Raw genomic sequence first — 17,560 nt, 5'->3', positions numbered from 1 at the left:
CCTCACCACTATTTGCTCATGGCCTTGTTCCACTTCTCCATCCAGTTCGAACGCTGCTTCAGGATGACGTCAGGCTTGACGAACTTGAGCGAGCTGATTTGATCAGGACCATAGGTATTGAATTGCGCGGCCGCGACCGACAGACGCACTTCCTTGTTGACGGGCGAGTCGACCAGGTTGGTCGCCAGCTGCGTCTGCACTTCCTTGGACAGCCAGAAATCCATCAGCTGGTACGCCAGGTCGGCATTTTTCGATTTGGCGACGATGCCCATCACGTTCATGCCAGCGGCCTGGCCTTCGGCAGGAATCGCCCATTTCAGGGGCAGGCCCGTCTTGAGCATTTGCGACCAGGTGAAGCGGGCGACCGGTGCGGCCCAGATTTCTTCCTGGGCGAACAGCGCCGCCAGTTGCGCGCTGTTTTTCGAGAACGTGACGACATTGCCCTTCATGCCGGCGATCTTGGCAAAGCCGGTGGCGTAGTCGTCGGTCTTGCCGCCCCAGGCCGCGTCGGCCATGCGCAGCATCAACGGGCCCTGGGTGGTGCTGACGTCAGGGAAGGCCACGCGGCCCTTCAGTTCAGGGCGCCACAGGTCTTTCCATGAGGTCAGCGGGGCGATCTTGTCGCTGCGGTACACCAGGCCCACCGAATACAGGGTGTAACCGACGGCGAAATTGCCGCCGATCGGGTTTTTCGCCACATCGTAGAGCTGGCCGTAGTTGCTCAGCTTTGCGTAATCCATCGGCTGTATCAAACCTTTTTGCGCCGCTTCCAGCATGCCGGAATCGGACAGCAGCACCAGGTCGATCACCGGATTGTTGCGGTGGGCGACCAGCTTGGCGATGCGGTCGGCGTTGTTACCCGTTTCCACCTTGATCTCGCAACCGCACTTGGCCTTGAACGGCTCGTACACATATTTCATGAACAAGGGCTGGGCAATCGGATAGGCCGAAATGACCAGCTCGCGTTTTTCCGCGTAGGCGGCGTTCGCCAGCAGGCCTAGGCTCAAGGCCAGCAAAAGTTGCTTTTTCAAGGTGCGTCCTTTCAGGGGGCGGCGCTAGAAGACAGCGCCTGTAAAGATGAATCGATATCAGAAATAATGTCGCATGCCGACAATCAACACGCTCTGCGTCTTGCCTTGCGATGCGCCAAAACCGAACACACGCGCAAAGGTCGCGTCGCCGGCGGCCTTCTGGTAGCTCCAGGTGACCGCCACGTCCGTGCGCTTGGAGAGGAAGTAGTCCGCCTGGAAGTTGACCTGATGCCATTTCGGCGACTTGTTGATCACGTCGTATTTACCGGTAGTAAAGAAATACGAGGCGCCCAGGTTCAGCGCTTCCGTCAGCTTGTGGTTCATGTTCAAGTCCACGTTTTGCAAGGTCAGGCTGCTCTGGTCCAGGTAGTGGTAGCGCACATTGGTGTACAGCAAGCCAAACTTGGTCCTGCCCACATTATAAAAGCCTCCCGTGCCGGCGATGGCCTGGCTGCGTACGCCGGCCGCGCCCTTCAGTGCGCTCTTGTTGAAAATCAGCAAAGGGCTGGCGTAATCGTTGCCCAGTGCGCCATCCGGTGCAGCGGGATTATTCGGGTAGTCAAATTTGGTGTAGGCCAAGGCCCAGCTGAAGTCATCGACTTTGTAGCCGGTACCCACACTGTAGGCGCGGTTCTGGCTGGAATTTTCTGCATTCTCGCTGTAGCCATACAGGCCCGTGAACGACAGATTGCGGATGGTCGGGCTGACATACTTGATGGCGTTCTGCACGCGCAGATTGTTATAGCCATTGTCATTGTCGCCGATATGCACGCCGTTACTGGCGATCACCACCGGGCCCAGGTAATCCTTGACGGCTTCATACTGGCGGCCCAGGGTCAACGTACCCTTGTCGCTGCTCGACAAGCCCACATATGACTGGCGGCCAAACAGGCGGCCGCTCTGCGCTGACGTCCCCGTCATCACGTTGAAACCGTTTTCCAGCACAAATAAAGCCTTCAAACCGTCACCCAGGTCTTCCTGGCCACGGAAACCGATGCGGGGATTCTGGTTGCTGCCACTGATGGCATGCGTCAAGGCATGACCGCCTTCGTCCGAGGTGTAGCCGATACCGGCCGACAGCAAACCATACATTTGTACACTGCTACTGCCTTGCTCCTGCGCCTGCGCAGCACCCTGCGCCGCCAGCAAGCCACCCACCACCATCGTTCCAGTCATCCATTTGTTCATCGCCGCCGCCCTTGAGAGTTTATCCGCTGAATTTTTTTAAGTTTTTTTGATTTTTTAATGATTGCATCCCTTGAAACCACCGCTGCCGACGGTGACGGCGCAGCATTTCAAGCACTGGTCAGAAAATTGTTGCTTTCATGATAAGTAAGGACCAGTCCAGAATATGGTAAATTGCGGGATAAGAAAATTTGTTTATTTTTATAAATCCATTACTTTTTTTAATAAGCAACGCCATGCATGAACTAAGCAAGAAAATTTCATTACGACATTTACAAGCTTTCTCCACGCTGGCCCGTGTAAACAGCTTCAGCAAGGCTGCACAAGAATTGTGCGTGACCCAGCCGGCGCTGAGCGCGTCGATCAAACTGTTGGAAAATCAGCTGGGCAAGAAGTTGTTTAATCGCACAACGCATCAGCTGGAATTGACGCGCGAAGGCAAGCTGGCGCTGGACTACACCACGCATTTGCTCAATACGGCCAGCAATACCTTTGCCGATATCCAGCGCGCCATCGGCAGCGGACGGCACCGCATCCGCATCGGCGCGATTCCCTCGGCCATGGCGATGACGGCGGTAGTGGTGGCGCGCTACAACGAACAGCATGGCGATGAAGTGGAAATCGTCCTGTCGGACATGCCCAACGATGGCTTGCTGCATGCGCTGCACTCGGGCCAGCTGGATTTTTGCGTGGGTATCGAAGTACCTGGTTCGGCGTCACTGGAAACGGTGGGCCTGTTCGAGGATGAACTGGTGCTGGTGACCGCAGGCCGGCATGCGCTCGCCTCGCACAAGGAAATCCGCTGGGAACAGCTGGCGGGCCAGGAAATCGTGGTGTTTACCAAGGGCAGTATCTGGGAATTCGCTTCCAGCGCCCTGCACCAGCACGGTTTGAACCCCACCACCCTGTATCAGATGGTGCACAGCGAATCGCTGTACGGCGTGGTGCGCGCCGGCATCGCCGTCGGCATCATGCCCAGCCTGTACACCACCTTCCTCAACGACGAAGACTTGCACGTGGCGCCGCTGCGCCAACCCACCTGCAAGCGCAAGATCGCCCTGATGCGGCGCAATGAAATCAGCCGCAACCACCATGTCGATGATTGCTTTTTAGCACTACGCCAGGATTTGCAGCAAGTCGACCACTGGTTTTAGCGCGCCCACTAAAACGTCCATTGCGTTGTTGCATCGCCTCGCCGTACATTCGTACTGTCTTCGGCAATGCGCCTAGCCCTGAACATTTCTCTGGACGCTCTTAATCAGGCAGGCGCTTTGAGCAGATTGGCCAGCGCCACATATTGCTCCAGGCCCACGGTTTCCGGACGTAAAGTAGGATCGATGCCGGCGGCGATGATCTGCTCTTCCGTGAACATGCCTGCCAGGCAATTGCGGATCACCTTGCGGCGCTGCGAGAAGGCTTTCATGACGACCGCTTCCAAGGTTTCCTGGTCGCATGGCAGGCGCTTGGCCACCGGGATCATGCGCACGATGGCCGATTCCACTTTCGGCGGCGGGTCAAAAGCGGTCGGCGGCACGATGAACAGCAGCGACATGTTGTAGCGCCATTGCAGCATCACGGACAAGCGGCCATAGGCCTTGCTGCCCGGCTCGGCGACCATGCGCTCGACCACTTCCTTTTGCAGCATGAAATGCTGGTCCAGCACCAGCGGCGCAAAGTCCGCCAGGTGGAATAGCAGGGGGCTGGAGATGTTATATGGCAAGTTGCCCACGATGCGCAGCTTCTGGCCGGCCGGCACGGGTATCTTTGCAAAGTCGAATTTCAGCGCATCGCCCGAATGGATGGTCAGCTTGGCCGGATTGAAGGTTTTCTCCAGGCGCACGATCAGATCGCGGTCCAGCTCGACCACATGCATCTGCTTCAAGTGGCGCAGCAACTGTTCCGTCATGGCGCCCAGGCCAGGACCGATCTCGACCATGGCATCGTCTGCTTGCGGCGCGATGGCGGCCGTGATGTCGTCGAGGACGAAGCGGTCATGCAGGAAGTTCTGGCCAAAGCGTTTGCGGGCTACGTGTTTCATATGCTGTTTTTCTATAAATGCGCTAAGGCGGGGTGTAACAAAGCGGAAGGATCAGGTACGTGAACTTGCTTGCAACATTTGCAGCGCCGTCGTCAAGGCTTGCTGCATGCTGTGGCAATCGGCCAGGCCCAGCCCTTGCGCGGCCAGGTCCAGCGCCGTGCCGTGATCGACCGAAGTGCGTATCAGCGGCAAGCCCAGGGTGATATTGATGCCGCGCCCGAAGGTGGCGTATTTCAATACCGGCAAGCCCTGGTCATGGTACATGGCCAGCACGCAATCGGCGTCCGCCAGATATTTCTGCTGGAACAAGGTGTCGGCCGGATACGGCCCGCGCGCATCGATGCCGCGCGCCTGCGCCGCGGCAATTGCCGGAGCAATCACCTCGATTTCCTCGCGTCCCAGATAACCGCCCTCGCCCGCATGCGGGTTCAGGCCGGTGACCAGGATGCGCGGCGCGGCGATGCCGAATTTTTGCTGTAAATCAGCGTGGATGATGTCCAGGGTAACGGCCAGGCTGTCCGCCGTCATGGCGGCCGCTACATCTTTCAGGGGCAGGTGCGTGGTCGCCAGCGCCACGCGCAAGACCGGCTGACCATGTCCCGGTTCACCGGCCAGCATCATCACCACTTGCTTGGTGCCTGTTTTTTCAGCCAGGTATTCCGTGTGGCCCGAAAAAGCCACGCCGGCGTCATTGATGGTGCTTTTTTGCAAGGGCGCGGTGACCATGGCGCCAAACCAGCCCGCCTGTATGCCTTCGACGGCGGCATCCAGGGTGGCCAGCACGGAACGGCCATTGTCCTTGTCGAGCACGCCAGGAATGACATTATTGACGGTAGGAATATCGATCACGGCCAGGCGGCCGGGACCAAAATGCGGCAAGCCGCTGTTGCGCACGGCTTGCAGCGACAGCGCCGCCAGGCGTATTTCCGGATCGATCAGGCTGGCCGTCAGCGCCAGGAAGGCCGCGTCGCCCAGCAAGATGCAGTTGACTTCATGGCGCATGGCCCAGGCGGCGCGGATTGAAATTTCAGGGCCGACGCCGGCCGGCTCGCCACAGGTAATGGCAATCGCCGGACGCACGGCTGAACGACCTGCCGCGCTGGGCGCCACAGGAGATGATGGATGCTGGGCACTCACGCGCGGTTCTTTCTATCGGTTACTGGTCGTCAGGACGAATTTCAACGTAGGCGCGGTCGCGCACTTCGCGGGCCCAGTCTTCCGTTGCTTCTTCCAGCTTGCGCTCGCGCAAGGCATTACGGGCGGCATTGCGTTCTTTCTCTTTCGAGACGTCGTCGCTCTTGCGTTCCAGCACTTCGATCAAGTGATAACCAAAGCTCGATTCCACCGGATCACTGATCTGGCCTGGTTTCAGGGTATTCATCGCTGCTTCAAATTCCGGCGTGGTGTCGCCTGGCGACAACCAGCCCACGTCGCCGCCCTTGCTGGCCGAGCTATCGTTCGAGAACTGGCGGGCCAGGTCTTCAAACGTGGCCGTTTTGTTCTCGATGCGTTCCTTGAAGTCCGCCAGCTTGCGCTTGGCATCGGCGGCCGACATGGTTGGCGTGACTTTCAGCAAGATGTGGCGCGCATGCGTCTGCTGCACGGCATCCACGGCTTGCGCTTCGGCCGCGGTGCGGCGGTCCACCAGTTTCAGGATATGGAAACCGGTGTTGCTCTTGATGATGGGCGTGATCTGGCCTGGCTTCAATTTCAACAACTGTTCCGTGAACAAAGGCGGCAGACGGTCGCTATTGCGCCAGCCGACCTCGCCGCCGCTCAAGGCATCGCTGGCGTCGGAATAGGTGGCGGCCATCTTGGCGAAATCGGCACCCGTGCGCAATTGACGGCTGACTTCTTCGGCGCGCGAGCGGCGTGCGGCGATCTGTTCCGGGCTGGAGTTTTCAGGGATGCGTACCAGAATCTGCGACAGGTTCAGCTCGATCTGTTCGCTGGCAGCGGCTTTTTCACCAGCCAGGAAATTGTCCACTTCGGCGTCGGAAATCTGGATCTTGGCATCGACTTCATGTTCGCGCAAACGCTGCATGATGATTTCATCACGGATTTCTTCGCGGAACGTGGCGAATGGCGTGCCTTCTTTTTCCATCTGGTTACGCAAGTCCTGCACCGTCATTTTTTGCTGTTCAGCAATACGACCGATGGCGCGGTCCAGCGTGATGTCATCCACGCGCACACCCATTTCCTTGGCCAGCTGCATTTGCGCGCGCTCAACAATCATGCGTTCCAGCAATTGACGGCGCAGGTCGGCAGGGTCGGGCAGCGGCACGTTCTGCGCCTTCATGCGCTGTTCCACGCTCTTGATGCGCGCGGCCACTTCATTGCGCGTGATCACTTCGTCATTGACGACGACAGCGATGGAATCGATGGTTTTACCGGTGCTTGATGCCGGCGGCGTGAAACCCTTGACGGGTGCTGCAGCCGCTGGCGCCGCTGGTGCCGGCGCAGCAGGCGTGGTGGCAGCCGCCGCTACGGGAGCAGCAGGCGCAGCCGGTGTGGCAGGAGTTGCAGCCTCTTGCGCCCAGACACTACTGGTCGTCGCGCCGGAAACGGCGCACAACAAAACCGCTGCAATTTTGAGTTGGTGCATACTGGCATTACGCATAATGTGTAGAGCGCTCATGAGTTCAGGTGAATAAAAAAACCGGCTTGCGCCAGCGCCAGGGGCACTGGCGGCGGCCACAATGCCCATCTTAACGGATAGGCGGGTTCAATGGCTGATAGCCAGGTATGGTTTTGGTAAATGTTTCCAGGCCATTCGCACCCAGCCCCAGGCCATTCGACAAGCCCGTCAATTCCAGCTGGAAGAAAATAGGTGTCGATGAATTATTGGACGAGGTCACGAAACGCTGCGCCCCCATGCGGAACACCCAGCAATCACCCTTGTATTCGAGGGCAATCAGACTTTCCAGCATGCGGCGGTTCAGCAGCGAGTAACTGATGCGGCCCACGGCATACAAACGATTCGTCAGCGGCCATTGGGTCGACACATCCGTATTACGGAAACCGCCAGGGCCGCTCTGATAACGATTGGCAATATTCAACACCTTTTTCGGGGCCGGCTGATATTGCAAGGAGTACGTTGAGCTGGTCAACTGGTGCTCGGACGGATTGTACTGCACCAGGCTGTCGACGGTCCAAGTCTCCGACACGCGGCCGGTTGCCGCCAGCAAGATATCCGAACGCGTCTGGTTGACTGGCGTGGTCGAAGTGAGCTGCACGCGCTGGTCGGCAAAGTAGAAACGCTGGCCAAATGTCAGACGCAGGCGCTCGGCGCCATCGGGCTGCAAAAAGCGTGAAACGAGCGCCGCCGTCACCTGGTTGGCGTCACCGATACGGTCGCTGCCGACGAAGCGGTTTTCGGAAAATATCTGCGTCAGGTCGAAAGTGCCATTGGCCGTATCGAAAGTCGGAATTTGCGATTGGTCGCGGTACGGCGTGTAGACGTAGAACAAACGTGGCTCCAGCGTCTGCGTGCCACCCTTGGTGCCAAACAGATTGGTGTCGCGTTCAAACACCAGGCCGCTATCGACCGACACCGTCGGCACCGTGCGCGTCAGCGAAGTCTGCGCGTACTGCACCGTCGAATTGGGATTATTGTCAATCTGATATGCGCTGGCATTGAACATCAGCTTGGGCGTGATGAAATAACCAGGGCGAACGATGGGGAAACTCACTTGCGGCACGGCAACCACGCGCGTACCCTGCACCAGCGTCGGGTGCGCAAAACGCGTCACTTCACTGTCAAACGACCAGTCGAAACCACCCCATACATCATATTTACCAGCGTGGAAGTTGATCGATGGCAAGCGATCATACGGGCGTGCGACAGACGCGGTGGGGTCAGTGGCAGCGGCAGGGTCTTGCAAGACCTGGTAATTCTGCGCGCGCACCGTCAGGCTCCAGTCCTCGGTGCGGTAATCGGTGCGCAACTCGCGCAGCAACTGGCGCTCGGTGGCGGAGGCCACGTTTTTCGAGAAATCGTTGGGGTAATTATTATCCGACGCATCGCGGAAGGTCCAGCCATACGTCCAGCCGGTCGCCAGATCCTGCTCATGCGTGGAACGGATCATGTAGCGGTCGGTCTTGGTCTGCTTGTCGTTATGCAAGTACTCGACATAGGTTTCGCCGTGATACTTTAAACCGTCATCGGTCTCGCCCATGTAGCGCGCATCGGCGCCCAGCTGGATGCCGCGCCGCTGTATGTACTTCGGATACAGGGTCAAGTCGCGGTTCGGCGCGATATTCAGGTAATACGGTACCGTCAGTTCAAAACCATTCTTCGAGGCAAAACCTGGCGTAGGCGCCAGCCAGCCCGAACGGCGCGCGCCCGACAGCGAAAACGAAATGCCCGGCGTGCCGAGGATGGGTACACCCTTGAAATAAATGATGGTCTGGCTACCCGTGCCCACATCGCGGCCCGTGTCCAGGTTCAGGGTGCTCGACTGCAGATACCAGTCCGGATTCGGTCCTTCGCAGGTACTGTAAGTACCATTGATGATATTGGCTTCATCGGGATTGATAAAGTCGACGCGCTCAGCCTTGCCCTGGCCATGGCCCACTTCAAAGCGGTAAGTCGGATTGAGCAGAAAACCCTTGCCCGTTTCCATGTTCAGCTTCAGCACATCGCCTGTGTAAGAGTCGCCGAAACGCTTGAGCTTGACATTGCCTGCCGCATCGAACTGATCTTCAACTTGTTTGTAACAAGCTGTATCCGAGGTCAATTTTGTGGTGTTTCCCCGCTCAATCACGACATCGCTGTCAAGATTGATCTCCCGTTCCGGGCGGCCATCCATGCTTTCCGCCGTCATGACGGTGGGCGCATTCGGGTCTTCCACATGCACCGGGCGTTGAACCGCCGGGCGCTGGGCTTTCTGGGCGTAAGCAGGCACCGCCGTAGCAGCGACGAGCGCGCTGATGGCGAAAGCCCAGCGCTGCGAGGGGGGGGAGGCCGAAAACCAGCTCATGAATTGGACGGGGTAAGCACCATTGACAGGCGATTTTTTGATTTGAATCCCTTATTATATGGGAATCTGCATCATCAACCCGATTCCACAGGCCGCTTAATGTCATTCTCTTCCAATTCCCCTGCCGCGCCGGCCCAGACCGACGCTCGCCTGACCCTGTTGAAAGCCTGGTTGACCTCGCTTAACCTCGTCTCGCCCGATTCCGCCCGCCCCGCTTCCAGCGATGCCAGCTTCCGCCGCTACTTCCGTCTGGACGTCTTGCCCGGCGCCACGAACTTGCCAGGAAATACACTGATTGCCATGGATGCGCCGCCCGAGCGCGAAAACGTGCCCACCTTCGTGAAGGTGGCCGGCCTGCTGAAAAAGGCCGGCGTCTCCGTGCCCGAGATCATCGCGCAAGATCTGGACAACGGTTTCCTGCTGCTCTCCGACCTGGGAACGACCACCTATCTGGATGCACTGAACCACGACAATGCCGCCGTGCTGTACGCCGAAGCGCTGGAATCCCTGATGAAAATCCAGCAAGCCAGCGAACCGGGCCTGCTGCCTGAATTCGACCGCGCCTTTATCTTGCGCGAAATGAATCTGTTCCCCGAATGGTTTATCGGCAAACACCTGGGCGCCACCCTGACGGACGTGCAGGAAACCCAGCTGAACAAGGTGTTTGAAGCCATCACGGGGAATATCTTGTCGCAGCAGCAAGTTTTCATGCATCGCGATTATCATTCGCGCAATTTGATGCATATTAACGACGGTTCCATCCCGAATCCCGGCATCCTCGATTTCCAGGACGCCGTGTTTGGCCCGATCACCTACGATATCGCCTCGCTGCTGCGCGACGCCTATATCCAGTGGGATGAAGAGCTGGTGCTCGACTGGGTGATACGCTACTGGCAGCGCGCCAAACAGCTGGGCCTGCCGGTGAATCCCGATATCGACGCCTTCTACCGCGATTTCGAATTCACGGCCCTGCAGCGCCATCTGAAAATCCTGGGCCTGTTCGCGCGCCTGAACTACCGCGATGGCAAGGATATCTATATGGCCGACCTGCCGACCGTGCTCGACTACGTGCGCAAGACGGCCAACCGCTACACGGAACTCAAGCCGCTGGTGCGCCTGCTCGATGCATTAGAGAACAAAACGCCGCAAGTCGGTTATACCTTCTAAACAGACCGCGCGGCACAAGCCGCGCCTCATTCACCGAACGAATCAGAAACGAGTACCACCATGAAAGCCATGATCTTCGCCGCAGGCCGTGGTGAACGGATGCGTCCGCTCACCGATACCTGCCCAAAACCGCTGCTGAAAGTGCGCGGGCGTCCATTGATCGTCTGGCATGTGCTGAACCTGGTGCGTGCCGGCATCACCGAGATCGTCATCAATCACTCGCACCTGGGCCATCTGATCGAAGCAACGCTGGGCGACGGCAGCCAGTTTGGCGCGCGCATCGCGTATTCGCCCGAGACCACGCCGCTGGAAACGGCCGGCGGCATCGCCCAGGCGCGCCACTTGCTGGGCGAAGAGCCATTCCTGGCCATTTCCGGCGATATCTATTGCCCCTATTTCGACTTCAGGCAAGTGCTCGACGTGCTGGCCGACAAGGATGTGCTGGGCACGCCCTACCCGGCCGACCAGCGCGACATCGCCTGGACTTACCTGGTACCCAATCCCGAGCATCATCGCAAGGGCGACTTCGGTTTGACCTTGTATTCAATCAACAATACGGACACGCCAAAATGGACGTTCGGCAACATCGGTGTCTACCGTCCCGAAATGTTCGACGGCATTACGCCAGGCAGCCACGCGGGACTCGGCGATCTGCTGCGCAAATATGCAGACCTGGGCCGCATAGGCGGCGAAATCTATCCAGGCGAATGGACCAATGTGGGCACGCCGAAACAGCTGGACGCGCTCAACGGCATCACTGGCAAGGCCAGCGCAGCATGATGGCCAACTACGCGGCACGGCGCGCGGCGCTGATGGCGCAAATGCTGCCGGGCAGCGTGGCCATCATCGCCACGGCGCCCGAAGTAGCGCGCAACAGCGATTGCGATTACCCGTATCGCCACGACAGCTATTTCTATTACCTCAGCGGTTATACGGAACCGCACAGCGCGCTGGCGCTGGTCGCCGCCAGCGCCACGGCGCCCGCGCGGGCCATCCTGTTTTGCCGCGCCAAGAATACCGAACGTGAAATCTGGGATGGCTTCCGCCATGGGCCAGAAGCGGCACGTCTCACTTTTGGCTTCGATGCCGCCTTCCCCATCGAGGAACTGGACGTGGAAATGGCGCACCTGCTGGCCGATGCGCCAGCCCTGTATTACGCGCTGGGCGGCAGCCTGGATACCCAAGTCAAACTGTGGCTACAGCAGGTGCGGCAAAAAGCCCGCAGCGGCATCACGGCACCAAACAGCGCACATGACATCAGCGGCATGCTCGACGCCATGCGTTTGTTCAAGGACGCCGAAGAACAAGTCCTGATGCGGCGCGCCGCAGATATTTCAAGCGCAGCCCACGCGCGCGCCATGCGGGCCACGCGCCCCGGCCTGCATGAATATGCGATCGAGGCGGAACTGCTGTACGAATTTCGCCGCAACGGCGCGCAGTTCCCCGCCTATTCGTCCATCGTGGCCGGTGGCGCCAACGCCTGCATCCTGCACTACAGCGCCAACAACGCCGTATTGAACGATGGCGACCTGCTGCTGATCGACGCCGGCTGCGAACTCGATGGCTACGCCTCCGACATCACGCGTACTTATCCCGTCAACGGCCGTTTCAGCGGGCCGCAAAAGGCCTTGTATGAACTGGTGCTGGCGGCGCAGCAGGCGGCGTTCGATGTGATACGCCCCGGCAGTGCGCAAAGCGCCATCCACGAAGCCGCCGTGCAGGTGCTGGCGCAGGGCATGCTGGACCTGCACCTGCTGGATCGGCAACAGCATGGCAGCGTGCAGGACGTCATCGCCGATAAAAGCTATCTGCCGTTCTATATGCACGGCACCAGCCACTGGCTGGGCATGGACGTGCATGACGTGGGCGCCTACCGCGATACCGGTGCAGCCGGCAAGCCGTGGCGCGCTTTGGCGCCAGGCATGGTGCTGACGGTGGAACCGGGCATCTATGTGCGCCCCGGCCCCGGCGTGCCCGAGCGGTTCTGGCATACCGGCATCCGCATCGAGGATGATGTGCTGGTCACGCCGCAAGGCCATGAAATTTTCAGCACGGCGCCCAAAAGCGTCGCTGAAATCGAACAACTGATGTCACACACAAAGCCGTAGCATGCATACACCGCCCTCTTACGATTACGATCTCGCTATCTGCGGCGCCGGCCCGGTCGGCATGGCGCTGGCCGCGCTGCTGGTGCAAGGCGGATCACATGCCGGCGGCATCGCCCTGCTCGACGCCAAATCCATAGCGCAAGCCAGACGCGACCCGCGCACCATCGCGCTGTCGCATGGCAGCCGCCAGATCCTGGAAGCGGCAGGCGCCTGGCCCGTCGAAGCGACGCCGATCCACCAGATCCACGTTTCGCGCCGCGGCCATTTCGGCCGCAGCCTGCTGGACCGCAGCGAACACACGGTGGAAGCACTCGGCTACGTGGCGCGTTATGGCGCCGTGGTCAGCGTGCTGGCCGACGTGTGCGAAAGGCTGGGCATCGCCAGCGTACGCCCGGCGCTGGTGACAGGGAATGCAGAAGATGCGGATGGCGTCAGCATCGCTATCGACCAGGATGGCGCCGCGTCAAGCTTGCGTACGAAGCTGCTGGTGCAGGCCGAGGGCGGCCTGTTTGGCCAGCAGCAAGAGCGCCGCCTCACCCGCGACTACGGCCAGAGCGCCATCATCGCCCACGTGCGCGTCAGCAGCCCCATCGCCCATCGCGCCTACGAACGCTTCACCGATGAAGGCCCGCTGGCCCTGCTGCCGCAAGACGATGGCTATGCGCTGGTCTGGTGCGTGCCACCGGCGCGCGCCGAACAATTGCTGGCCCTCGACGACGCGGCCTTTCTGGCCCGCCTGGACACCGCCTTCGGCAGCCGCATGGGACGCTTTATGCACGCAACGCCGCGCCTGGCGTATCGGCTGGGTCTGAACGCGCAGGCAGGCGGCACGGCGCGCACGGCCGCCATCGGCAATGCGGCGCAAACCCTGCACCCGGTCGCTGGCCAGGGCCTGAACCTGGGCCTGCGCGACGCCGCCGTGCTGGCGCGCGTGCTGGTGCAGGACAGCAGCCCGGCAGGCTTGTCACGCTACGCCGGCTTGCGCCAGGCCGACCGCGGCACGACCGTGCGCATCACCGATACCATGGCCCGCATCTTCACGGGCGCAGCACCCGCGCAAGGGCTGCTGGGCTTGTCGCTGGGACTGCTCGATATCGTCAGCCCGGCACGCAAGACGCTGGCGGAATTGATGATGTACGGCCGGCGCTGAAGGTATAAAAAATGGCCCGCGCAATGGCGGGCCGACCGGTGAAAAAGAACCGTTTACTCGACGGCCTTGAGCATATCTTCGATCACCTTCTTCGCGTCGCCAAACACCATCATGGTGTTCGGCTGGTAGAACAGCTCATTGTCCAGACCCGCATAACCGGACGCCATCGAGCGCTTGTTGACGATGATGCTCTTGGCTTTGTAGGCTTCCAAAATCGGCATGCCGGCAATCGGCGATTTCGGGTCTTTGGCGGCCGGGTTGACGACGTCGTTCGCGCCCAGCACCAGCACCACGTCGGTCTGGCCGAATTCGCCGTTGATGTCTTCCATCTCGAACACCTGGTCGTATGGCACTTCGGCTTCGGCCAGCAGCACGTTCATATGGCCCGGCATGCGGCCCGCCACCGGGTGGATCGCATACTTGACGGTGACGCCCTTGTGGGTGAGTTTTTCCACCAGTTCCTTGAGCGAATGCTGGGCGCGCGCCACGGCCAGGCCGTAGCCGGGCACGATGATGACGGTTTCCGCATTGCCCATGATGAAGGCGGCATCATCGGCAGAACCGGCTTTCACAGGGCGCTGTTCCTGCGCCGCGCCACTGCCCGCTTGCGGCGCATCGCCGCCGAAGCCGCCCAGAATCACATTGAAGAACGAGCGGTTCATGGCCTTGCACATGATGTAGGACAGGATCGCACCGGAAGAACCCACCAGCGAGCCGGCGATGATCAGCATCGAGTTATTCAGCGAAAAGCCGATGCCGGCCGCCGCCCAGCCCGAATAACTGTTCAGCATCGACACCACCACCGGCATGTCGGCGCCGCCGATCGGGATGATGATCAGCACGCCCAGCGCAAAGGCGATCAGGGCCATGATGATGAATGGCGTCCACGCAGGCTGCGCACCATCGGCGAAGCAGAACACCAGGCCCAGCGCGACCATCACCAGCGCCAGCACCAGATTGAGCATGTGCTGGCCCTTGAAGCTGACAGGCGCGCCCTGGAACAGGCGGAACTTGTATTTGCCCGACAGCTTGCCGAAGGCGATCACGGAACCAGAGAACGTGATGGCGCCCACAAAAGTGCCGATGAACAGTTCGAAGCGGTTACCCAGCGGCAGCGCCTCGCCATGTTTGGCAATATTGAAGGCCCACGGTTCGGACACGGCTGCCACGGCGATGCAGACAGCGGCTAAGCCAATCAGCGAATGCATGGCCGCCACCAGTTCCGGCATCTTGGTCATTTCAACTGTCTTCGCAAGATAGGTGCCGATCACGCCGCCCACCACGATGCCGAGCACGACCAGCGGCAAGCCCAGGCCGCCCGTTTGCTGTTCTTTCAGTTTCAGGATCAGGGCCACGGTAGTGACGGCGGCAATCGCCATGCCCGTCATGCCGAAGGCATTGCCACGGCGCGCCGTCGATGGCGACGACAAACCTTTCAAGGCCTGGATGAAGCACACGGAAGCGATCAGATACATCATCGTCACCAGATTCATGCTGATGAAGCTCATGGGATCGCTCATGCCTTGTCTCCTTGCTTGGCCTTCGGCTCTTTTTTACGGAACATTTCCAGCATGCGCTGCGTGACCAAAAAGCCGCCAAACACATTGACGGCGGCCAGCGCCACGGCCACGGTGCCGGCCACCTGCGCCAGCAAGCCTTCCGTCAGGCCGGCCGCCAGCATGGCGCCGACAATGATGATGGCGGAAATGGCGTTGGTGACAGCCATCAGCGGCGTATGCAGCGCTGGCGTAACGGTCCAGACGACGTGGTAGCCCACATAAATGGCCAGCACGAAGATGATCAAATTGGTGATGGTGTGACTGATTTCCATGATGCGCTTCTCCCTGTACTCATTATTTTCGTAACTTAGTTGCGTAAAATCGTGTTATCAGCACACACCAGGCTGGCCTTGATGATGTCATCCTCGCGGTCGATCAGCAGTTGATCGTCCTTGTCGATGATCAGCTTGAGGAAATCGAGCACATTGCGCGCGTACAGGGCCGAAGCATCGGCCGCTACCAGGGTCGCCAGGTTAGCTTCGCCGACGATGTAGACGCCATGTTTCAGCACCGTCTTGCCCAGTTCGGACAGCGGGCAGTTACCGCCCTGCTCCACGGCCAGGTCGACGATGACGGAACCCGGCTTCATGGCTTTCACCGTTTCTTCGGAAATGAGCACCGGCGCGGCGCGGCCCGGGATCAGCGCGGTGGTGATGATGATGTCGGCCAGTTTGGCCCGTTCGTGCACCAGTTCGGCCTGGCGCCGCATCCAGTCGGCCGGCATGGCGCGCGCATAACCACCGCTCCCCTTGGCGATTTCCTTTTCTTCGTCGGTGAGGAAGGGCACGTCGAGAAATTTGGCGCCCAAGGATTCCACTTGTTCCTTGACGGGCGGGCGCACGTCGGATGCTTCGATCACGGCGCCCAGGCGCTTGGCCGTGGCAATCGCCTGCAAACCGGCCACGCCCACGCCCATGATCAGCACGCGCGCCGCCTTGACGGTGCCGGCCGCCGTCATCAGCATCGGCATGAAGCGCTGGTAGGTATTGGCCGCCACCAGCACCGCCTTGTAGCCGGCGATATTGGCTTGCGAGGACAGCACGTCCATCGATTGGGCGCGCGTGATGCGCGGCACGGCTTCCAGCGCAAAGGCCGACAGGCCGGCCGTGGCCATGGCGGCGATATTGTCGGCATCAAATGGGTTCAGCATGCCGATCAACACCGTGCCACTGGCCATCAGCGCGCGTTCCCCGGCGTCGGGTGCGCGCACCTTGAGCACGATGGCGCTGCCATAGGCGTCGGCCGCAGTGCCTATCTGCGCACCGGCGGCGAGGTAGGCTTCATCGGGGATCGAGGCATGCAAGCCCGCTCCCGTTTGCACGATGATCTGATGCTTGGCTGCCAACTTCTTGACTGTCTCGGGCGTTGCCGCCACCCGCGTCTCCCCTGGCCGTGTTTCAGCCGGTATTCCTATCCTCATGACGCCTCCGCTAGTGACAAGTAAGTAGAATCTAACATGGAAAGCTGTACATAAAACGTTTATCAACCAGCAACTTCTAGACATCTAGCACTAATTTCTCCCATCAACACTTCATCTGTTCTGGCAGCTACCCGGCTGCTTCGGCCAAAGAAAATTTGTGTCAATTTCACCACAACCTACTGTGCGTGCACGCTTGTTTTGACCACGCGGAGCGCCTATATTGACGGGCGCAGCGGGCGCCTTGCCGCCAGCTGCTACATGCTAGTGCAAGCACCGGCCTGCCCGTCAGTGCCTCCCGCCGCTATTTGCTAAAACGTTGTCATTTATCAATATGTCCGCGCAACTGAAGGCCGGGTTCAAACCGCGCGCGCAGAACAAGATAAAATGTCGGCTCTTTCAAGGATGGAATCATGCCGAGAATCTGGAAACCCTCTGTCACCGTCGCCGCTATCGTCGAGCGAGATGGCCTGTTTTTACTGATCGAAGAAGAGACCAGCGAAGGCATCAAGCTGAATCAACCGGCCGGCCACCTCGATCCGTTCGAGTCGCTCGAGCAGGCGGTGATACGCGAAACGCTGGAAGAAGCGGCCTACGATTTCCACCCCACGGCGCTGGTTGGCATGTATATGTCGCGCTACCGCTCGCTGCGCACGGGCGAGGATGTGACTTATTTGCGCTTCACCTTTTGCGGCACGGCCGGCACGCAGCACGACCGGCCGCTGGACGAAGGCATCATCCGTACCCTGTGGATGACGCGCGACGAACTGGCCGCATGCCAGGAACGCCATCGCAGCCCGCTGGTGCTGCAGTGCGTGGATGAATACCTGGCGGGCCGGCGCGCGCCGCTGGCGCTGCTGCACACGCATGCGTCGGTTTTCAATAGTGCGTAGACCCGCGCATAGAAATATTATTTAAAGTAC

15 protein-coding genes are annotated in these 17,560 nt (G+C 59.8%); 6 read left to right on the top strand and 9 right to left on the bottom strand.

Going from position 1 to position 17,560, the window contains the following annotated elements; genetic code table 11:
* Positions 1–8: 8 nt before the first annotated feature.
* Positions 9–1,031: an ABC transporter substrate-binding protein gene (locus HDE72_RS15150; protein WP_260176711.1), complete on the bottom strand. Its 1,023-nt coding sequence runs from the start codon at positions 1,029–1,031 to the stop codon at positions 9–11.
* Between the two features lie 57 nt (positions 1,032–1,088).
* Positions 1,089–2,219 carry a porin gene (locus tag HDE72_RS15145; RefSeq protein ID WP_260176710.1) on the bottom strand — a complete coding sequence of 377 codons (1,131 nt, stop codon included), beginning with the start codon at positions 2,217–2,219 and terminating at the stop codon, positions 1,089–1,091.
* A gap of 233 nt (positions 2,220–2,452) precedes the next feature.
* Here HDE72_RS15145 and HDE72_RS15140 point away from each other — a divergent pair, with 233 nt between their 5' ends.
* The gene (locus tag HDE72_RS15140; RefSeq protein WP_183742316.1) at positions 2,453–3,370 is read left to right on the top strand and encodes a LysR family transcriptional regulator; all 918 of its coding nucleotides are present in this window, start codon (positions 2,453–2,455) and stop codon (positions 3,368–3,370) included.
* 104 nt (positions 3,371–3,474) lie between these two features.
* On the opposite strand, the gene rsmA is transcribed toward HDE72_RS15140, so the two are convergent.
* From rsmA to HDE72_RS15120, 4 genes are all read right to left on the bottom strand, one after another.
* A complete protein-coding gene (rsmA, locus tag HDE72_RS15135; protein ID WP_183742314.1) occupies positions 3,475–4,254 on the bottom strand; it encodes a 16S rRNA (adenine(1518)-N(6)/adenine(1519)-N(6))-dimethyltransferase RsmA in 780 nt (259 codons plus the stop codon).
* A gap of 51 nt (positions 4,255–4,305) precedes the next feature.
* Positions 4,306–5,391: a 4-hydroxythreonine-4-phosphate dehydrogenase PdxA gene (pdxA, locus tag HDE72_RS15130; RefSeq protein ID WP_311735243.1), complete on the bottom strand. Its 1,086-nt coding sequence runs from the start codon at positions 5,389–5,391 to the stop codon at positions 4,306–4,308.
* Positions 5,392–5,410: 19 nt separating this feature from the next.
* Positions 5,411–6,859 carry a peptidylprolyl isomerase gene (locus HDE72_RS15125; protein WP_260176709.1) on the bottom strand — a complete coding sequence of 483 codons (1,449 nt, stop codon included), beginning with the start codon at positions 6,857–6,859 and terminating at the stop codon, positions 5,411–5,413.
* Between the two features lie 103 nt (positions 6,860–6,962).
* A complete protein-coding gene (locus HDE72_RS15120; protein WP_183742310.1) occupies positions 6,963–9,236 on the bottom strand; it encodes an LPS-assembly protein LptD in 2,274 nt (757 codons plus the stop codon).
* Positions 9,237–9,335: 99 nt separating this feature from the next.
* On the opposite strand from HDE72_RS15120, the gene HDE72_RS15115 reads away from it, so the two are divergent.
* From HDE72_RS15115 to HDE72_RS15100, 4 genes are read left to right on the top strand one after another with little or no spacing between them, the layout of a single operon-like run.
* On the top strand, positions 9,336–10,403 hold the full coding sequence (locus HDE72_RS15115; RefSeq protein ID WP_183742308.1) for an aminoglycoside phosphotransferase family protein: 1,068 nt from the start codon (positions 9,336–9,338) through the stop codon (positions 10,401–10,403).
* 60 nt (positions 10,404–10,463) lie between these two features.
* Positions 10,464–11,183 carry an N-acetylmuramate alpha-1-phosphate uridylyltransferase MurU gene (gene murU, locus HDE72_RS15110; RefSeq protein WP_183742306.1) on the top strand — a complete coding sequence of 240 codons (720 nt, stop codon included), beginning with the start codon at positions 10,464–10,466 and terminating at the stop codon, positions 11,181–11,183.
* Positions 11,183–12,511, top strand: a complete 1,329-nt coding sequence (locus tag HDE72_RS15105; RefSeq protein WP_183742447.1) for an aminopeptidase P N-terminal domain-containing protein — start codon at positions 11,183–11,185, stop codon at positions 12,509–12,511. The genes murU and HDE72_RS15105 overlap by 1 nt, the downstream gene beginning before the upstream one ends.
* A 1-nt stretch (position 12,512) precedes the next feature.
* Positions 12,513–13,661, top strand: a complete 1,149-nt coding sequence (locus HDE72_RS15100) for an FAD-dependent monooxygenase (protein WP_183742304.1) — start codon at positions 12,513–12,515, stop codon at positions 13,659–13,661.
* A 53-nt stretch (positions 13,662–13,714) separates the two neighbouring features.
* Here HDE72_RS15100 and HDE72_RS15095 read toward each other — a convergent pair whose 3' ends face one another.
* From HDE72_RS15095 to HDE72_RS15085, 3 genes are read right to left on the bottom strand one after another with little or no spacing between them, the layout of a single operon-like run.
* A complete protein-coding gene (locus HDE72_RS15095; RefSeq protein ID WP_183742445.1) occupies positions 13,715–15,169 on the bottom strand; it encodes an NAD(P)(+) transhydrogenase (Re/Si-specific) subunit beta in 1,455 nt (484 codons plus the stop codon).
* An 8-nt stretch (positions 15,170–15,177) separates the two neighbouring features.
* The gene (locus tag HDE72_RS15090) at positions 15,178–15,492 is read right to left on the bottom strand and encodes an NAD(P) transhydrogenase subunit alpha part 2 (protein WP_183681392.1); all 315 of its coding nucleotides are present in this window, start codon (positions 15,490–15,492) and stop codon (positions 15,178–15,180) included.
* Positions 15,493–15,527: 35 nt separating this feature from the next.
* On the bottom strand, positions 15,528–16,640 hold the full coding sequence (locus tag HDE72_RS15085) for a Re/Si-specific NAD(P)(+) transhydrogenase subunit alpha (protein ID WP_183742302.1): 1,113 nt from the start codon (positions 16,638–16,640) through the stop codon (positions 15,528–15,530).
* A 410-nt stretch (positions 16,641–17,050) separates the two neighbouring features.
* Between HDE72_RS15085 and HDE72_RS15080 the strand changes: the two genes are divergently transcribed.
* Positions 17,051–17,530 (top strand): NUDIX hydrolase, encoded by a 480-nt coding sequence (locus HDE72_RS15080; RefSeq protein WP_183742300.1) that lies wholly within the window; start codon positions 17,051–17,053, stop codon positions 17,528–17,530.
* Positions 17,531–17,560: the final 30 nt, after the last annotated feature.

The organism is Janthinobacterium saanense (assembly GCF_014200675.1).
Classification (GTDB): Bacteria; Pseudomonadota; Gammaproteobacteria; order Burkholderiales; family Burkholderiaceae_D; genus Janthinobacterium.
The sequence above is the reverse complement of the archived record's forward strand: the minus strand, read 5'-3'. Positions and strand labels throughout refer to the sequence as shown.

Excerpts from the sequence above, each read along its gene's own strand:
- HDE72_RS15145 (WP_260176710.1), bottom strand. The coding sequence starts at position 2,219 with ATGAACAAATGGATGACTGGAACGATGGTGGTGGGTGGCTTGCTGGCG.
- HDE72_RS15140 (WP_183742316.1), top strand. The coding sequence starts at position 2,453 with ATGCATGAACTAAGCAAGAAAATTTCATTACGACATTTACAAGCTTTC.
- rsmA (WP_183742314.1), bottom strand. The coding sequence starts at position 4,254 with ATGAAACACGTAGCCCGCAAACGCTTTGGCCAGAACTTCCTGCATGAC.
- HDE72_RS15125 (WP_260176709.1), bottom strand. The coding sequence starts at position 6,859 with ATGCACCAACTCAAAATTGCAGCGGTTTTGTTGTGCGCCGTTTCCGGC.
- HDE72_RS15120 (WP_183742310.1), bottom strand. The coding sequence starts at position 9,236 with ATGAGCTGGTTTTCGGCCTCCCCCCCCTCGCAGCGCTGGGCTTTCGCC.
- HDE72_RS15115 (WP_183742308.1), top strand. The coding sequence starts at position 9,336 with ATGTCATTCTCTTCCAATTCCCCTGCCGCGCCGGCCCAGACCGACGCT.
- murU (WP_183742306.1), top strand. The coding sequence starts at position 10,464 with ATGAAAGCCATGATCTTCGCCGCAGGCCGTGGTGAACGGATGCGTCCG.
- HDE72_RS15105 (WP_183742447.1), top strand. The coding sequence starts at position 11,183 with ATGGCCAACTACGCGGCACGGCGCGCGGCGCTGATGGCGCAAATGCTG.
- HDE72_RS15100 (WP_183742304.1), top strand. The coding sequence starts at position 12,513 with ATGCATACACCGCCCTCTTACGATTACGATCTCGCTATCTGCGGCGCC.
- HDE72_RS15095 (WP_183742445.1), bottom strand. The coding sequence starts at position 15,169 with ATGAGCTTCATCAGCATGAATCTGGTGACGATGATGTATCTGATCGCT.
- HDE72_RS15090 (WP_183681392.1), bottom strand. The coding sequence starts at position 15,492 with ATGGAAATCAGTCACACCATCACCAATTTGATCATCTTCGTGCTGGCC.
- HDE72_RS15085 (WP_183742302.1), bottom strand. The coding sequence starts at position 16,640 with ATGAGGATAGGAATACCGGCTGAAACACGGCCAGGGGAGACGCGGGTG.
- HDE72_RS15080 (WP_183742300.1), top strand. The coding sequence starts at position 17,051 with ATGCCGAGAATCTGGAAACCCTCTGTCACCGTCGCCGCTATCGTCGAG.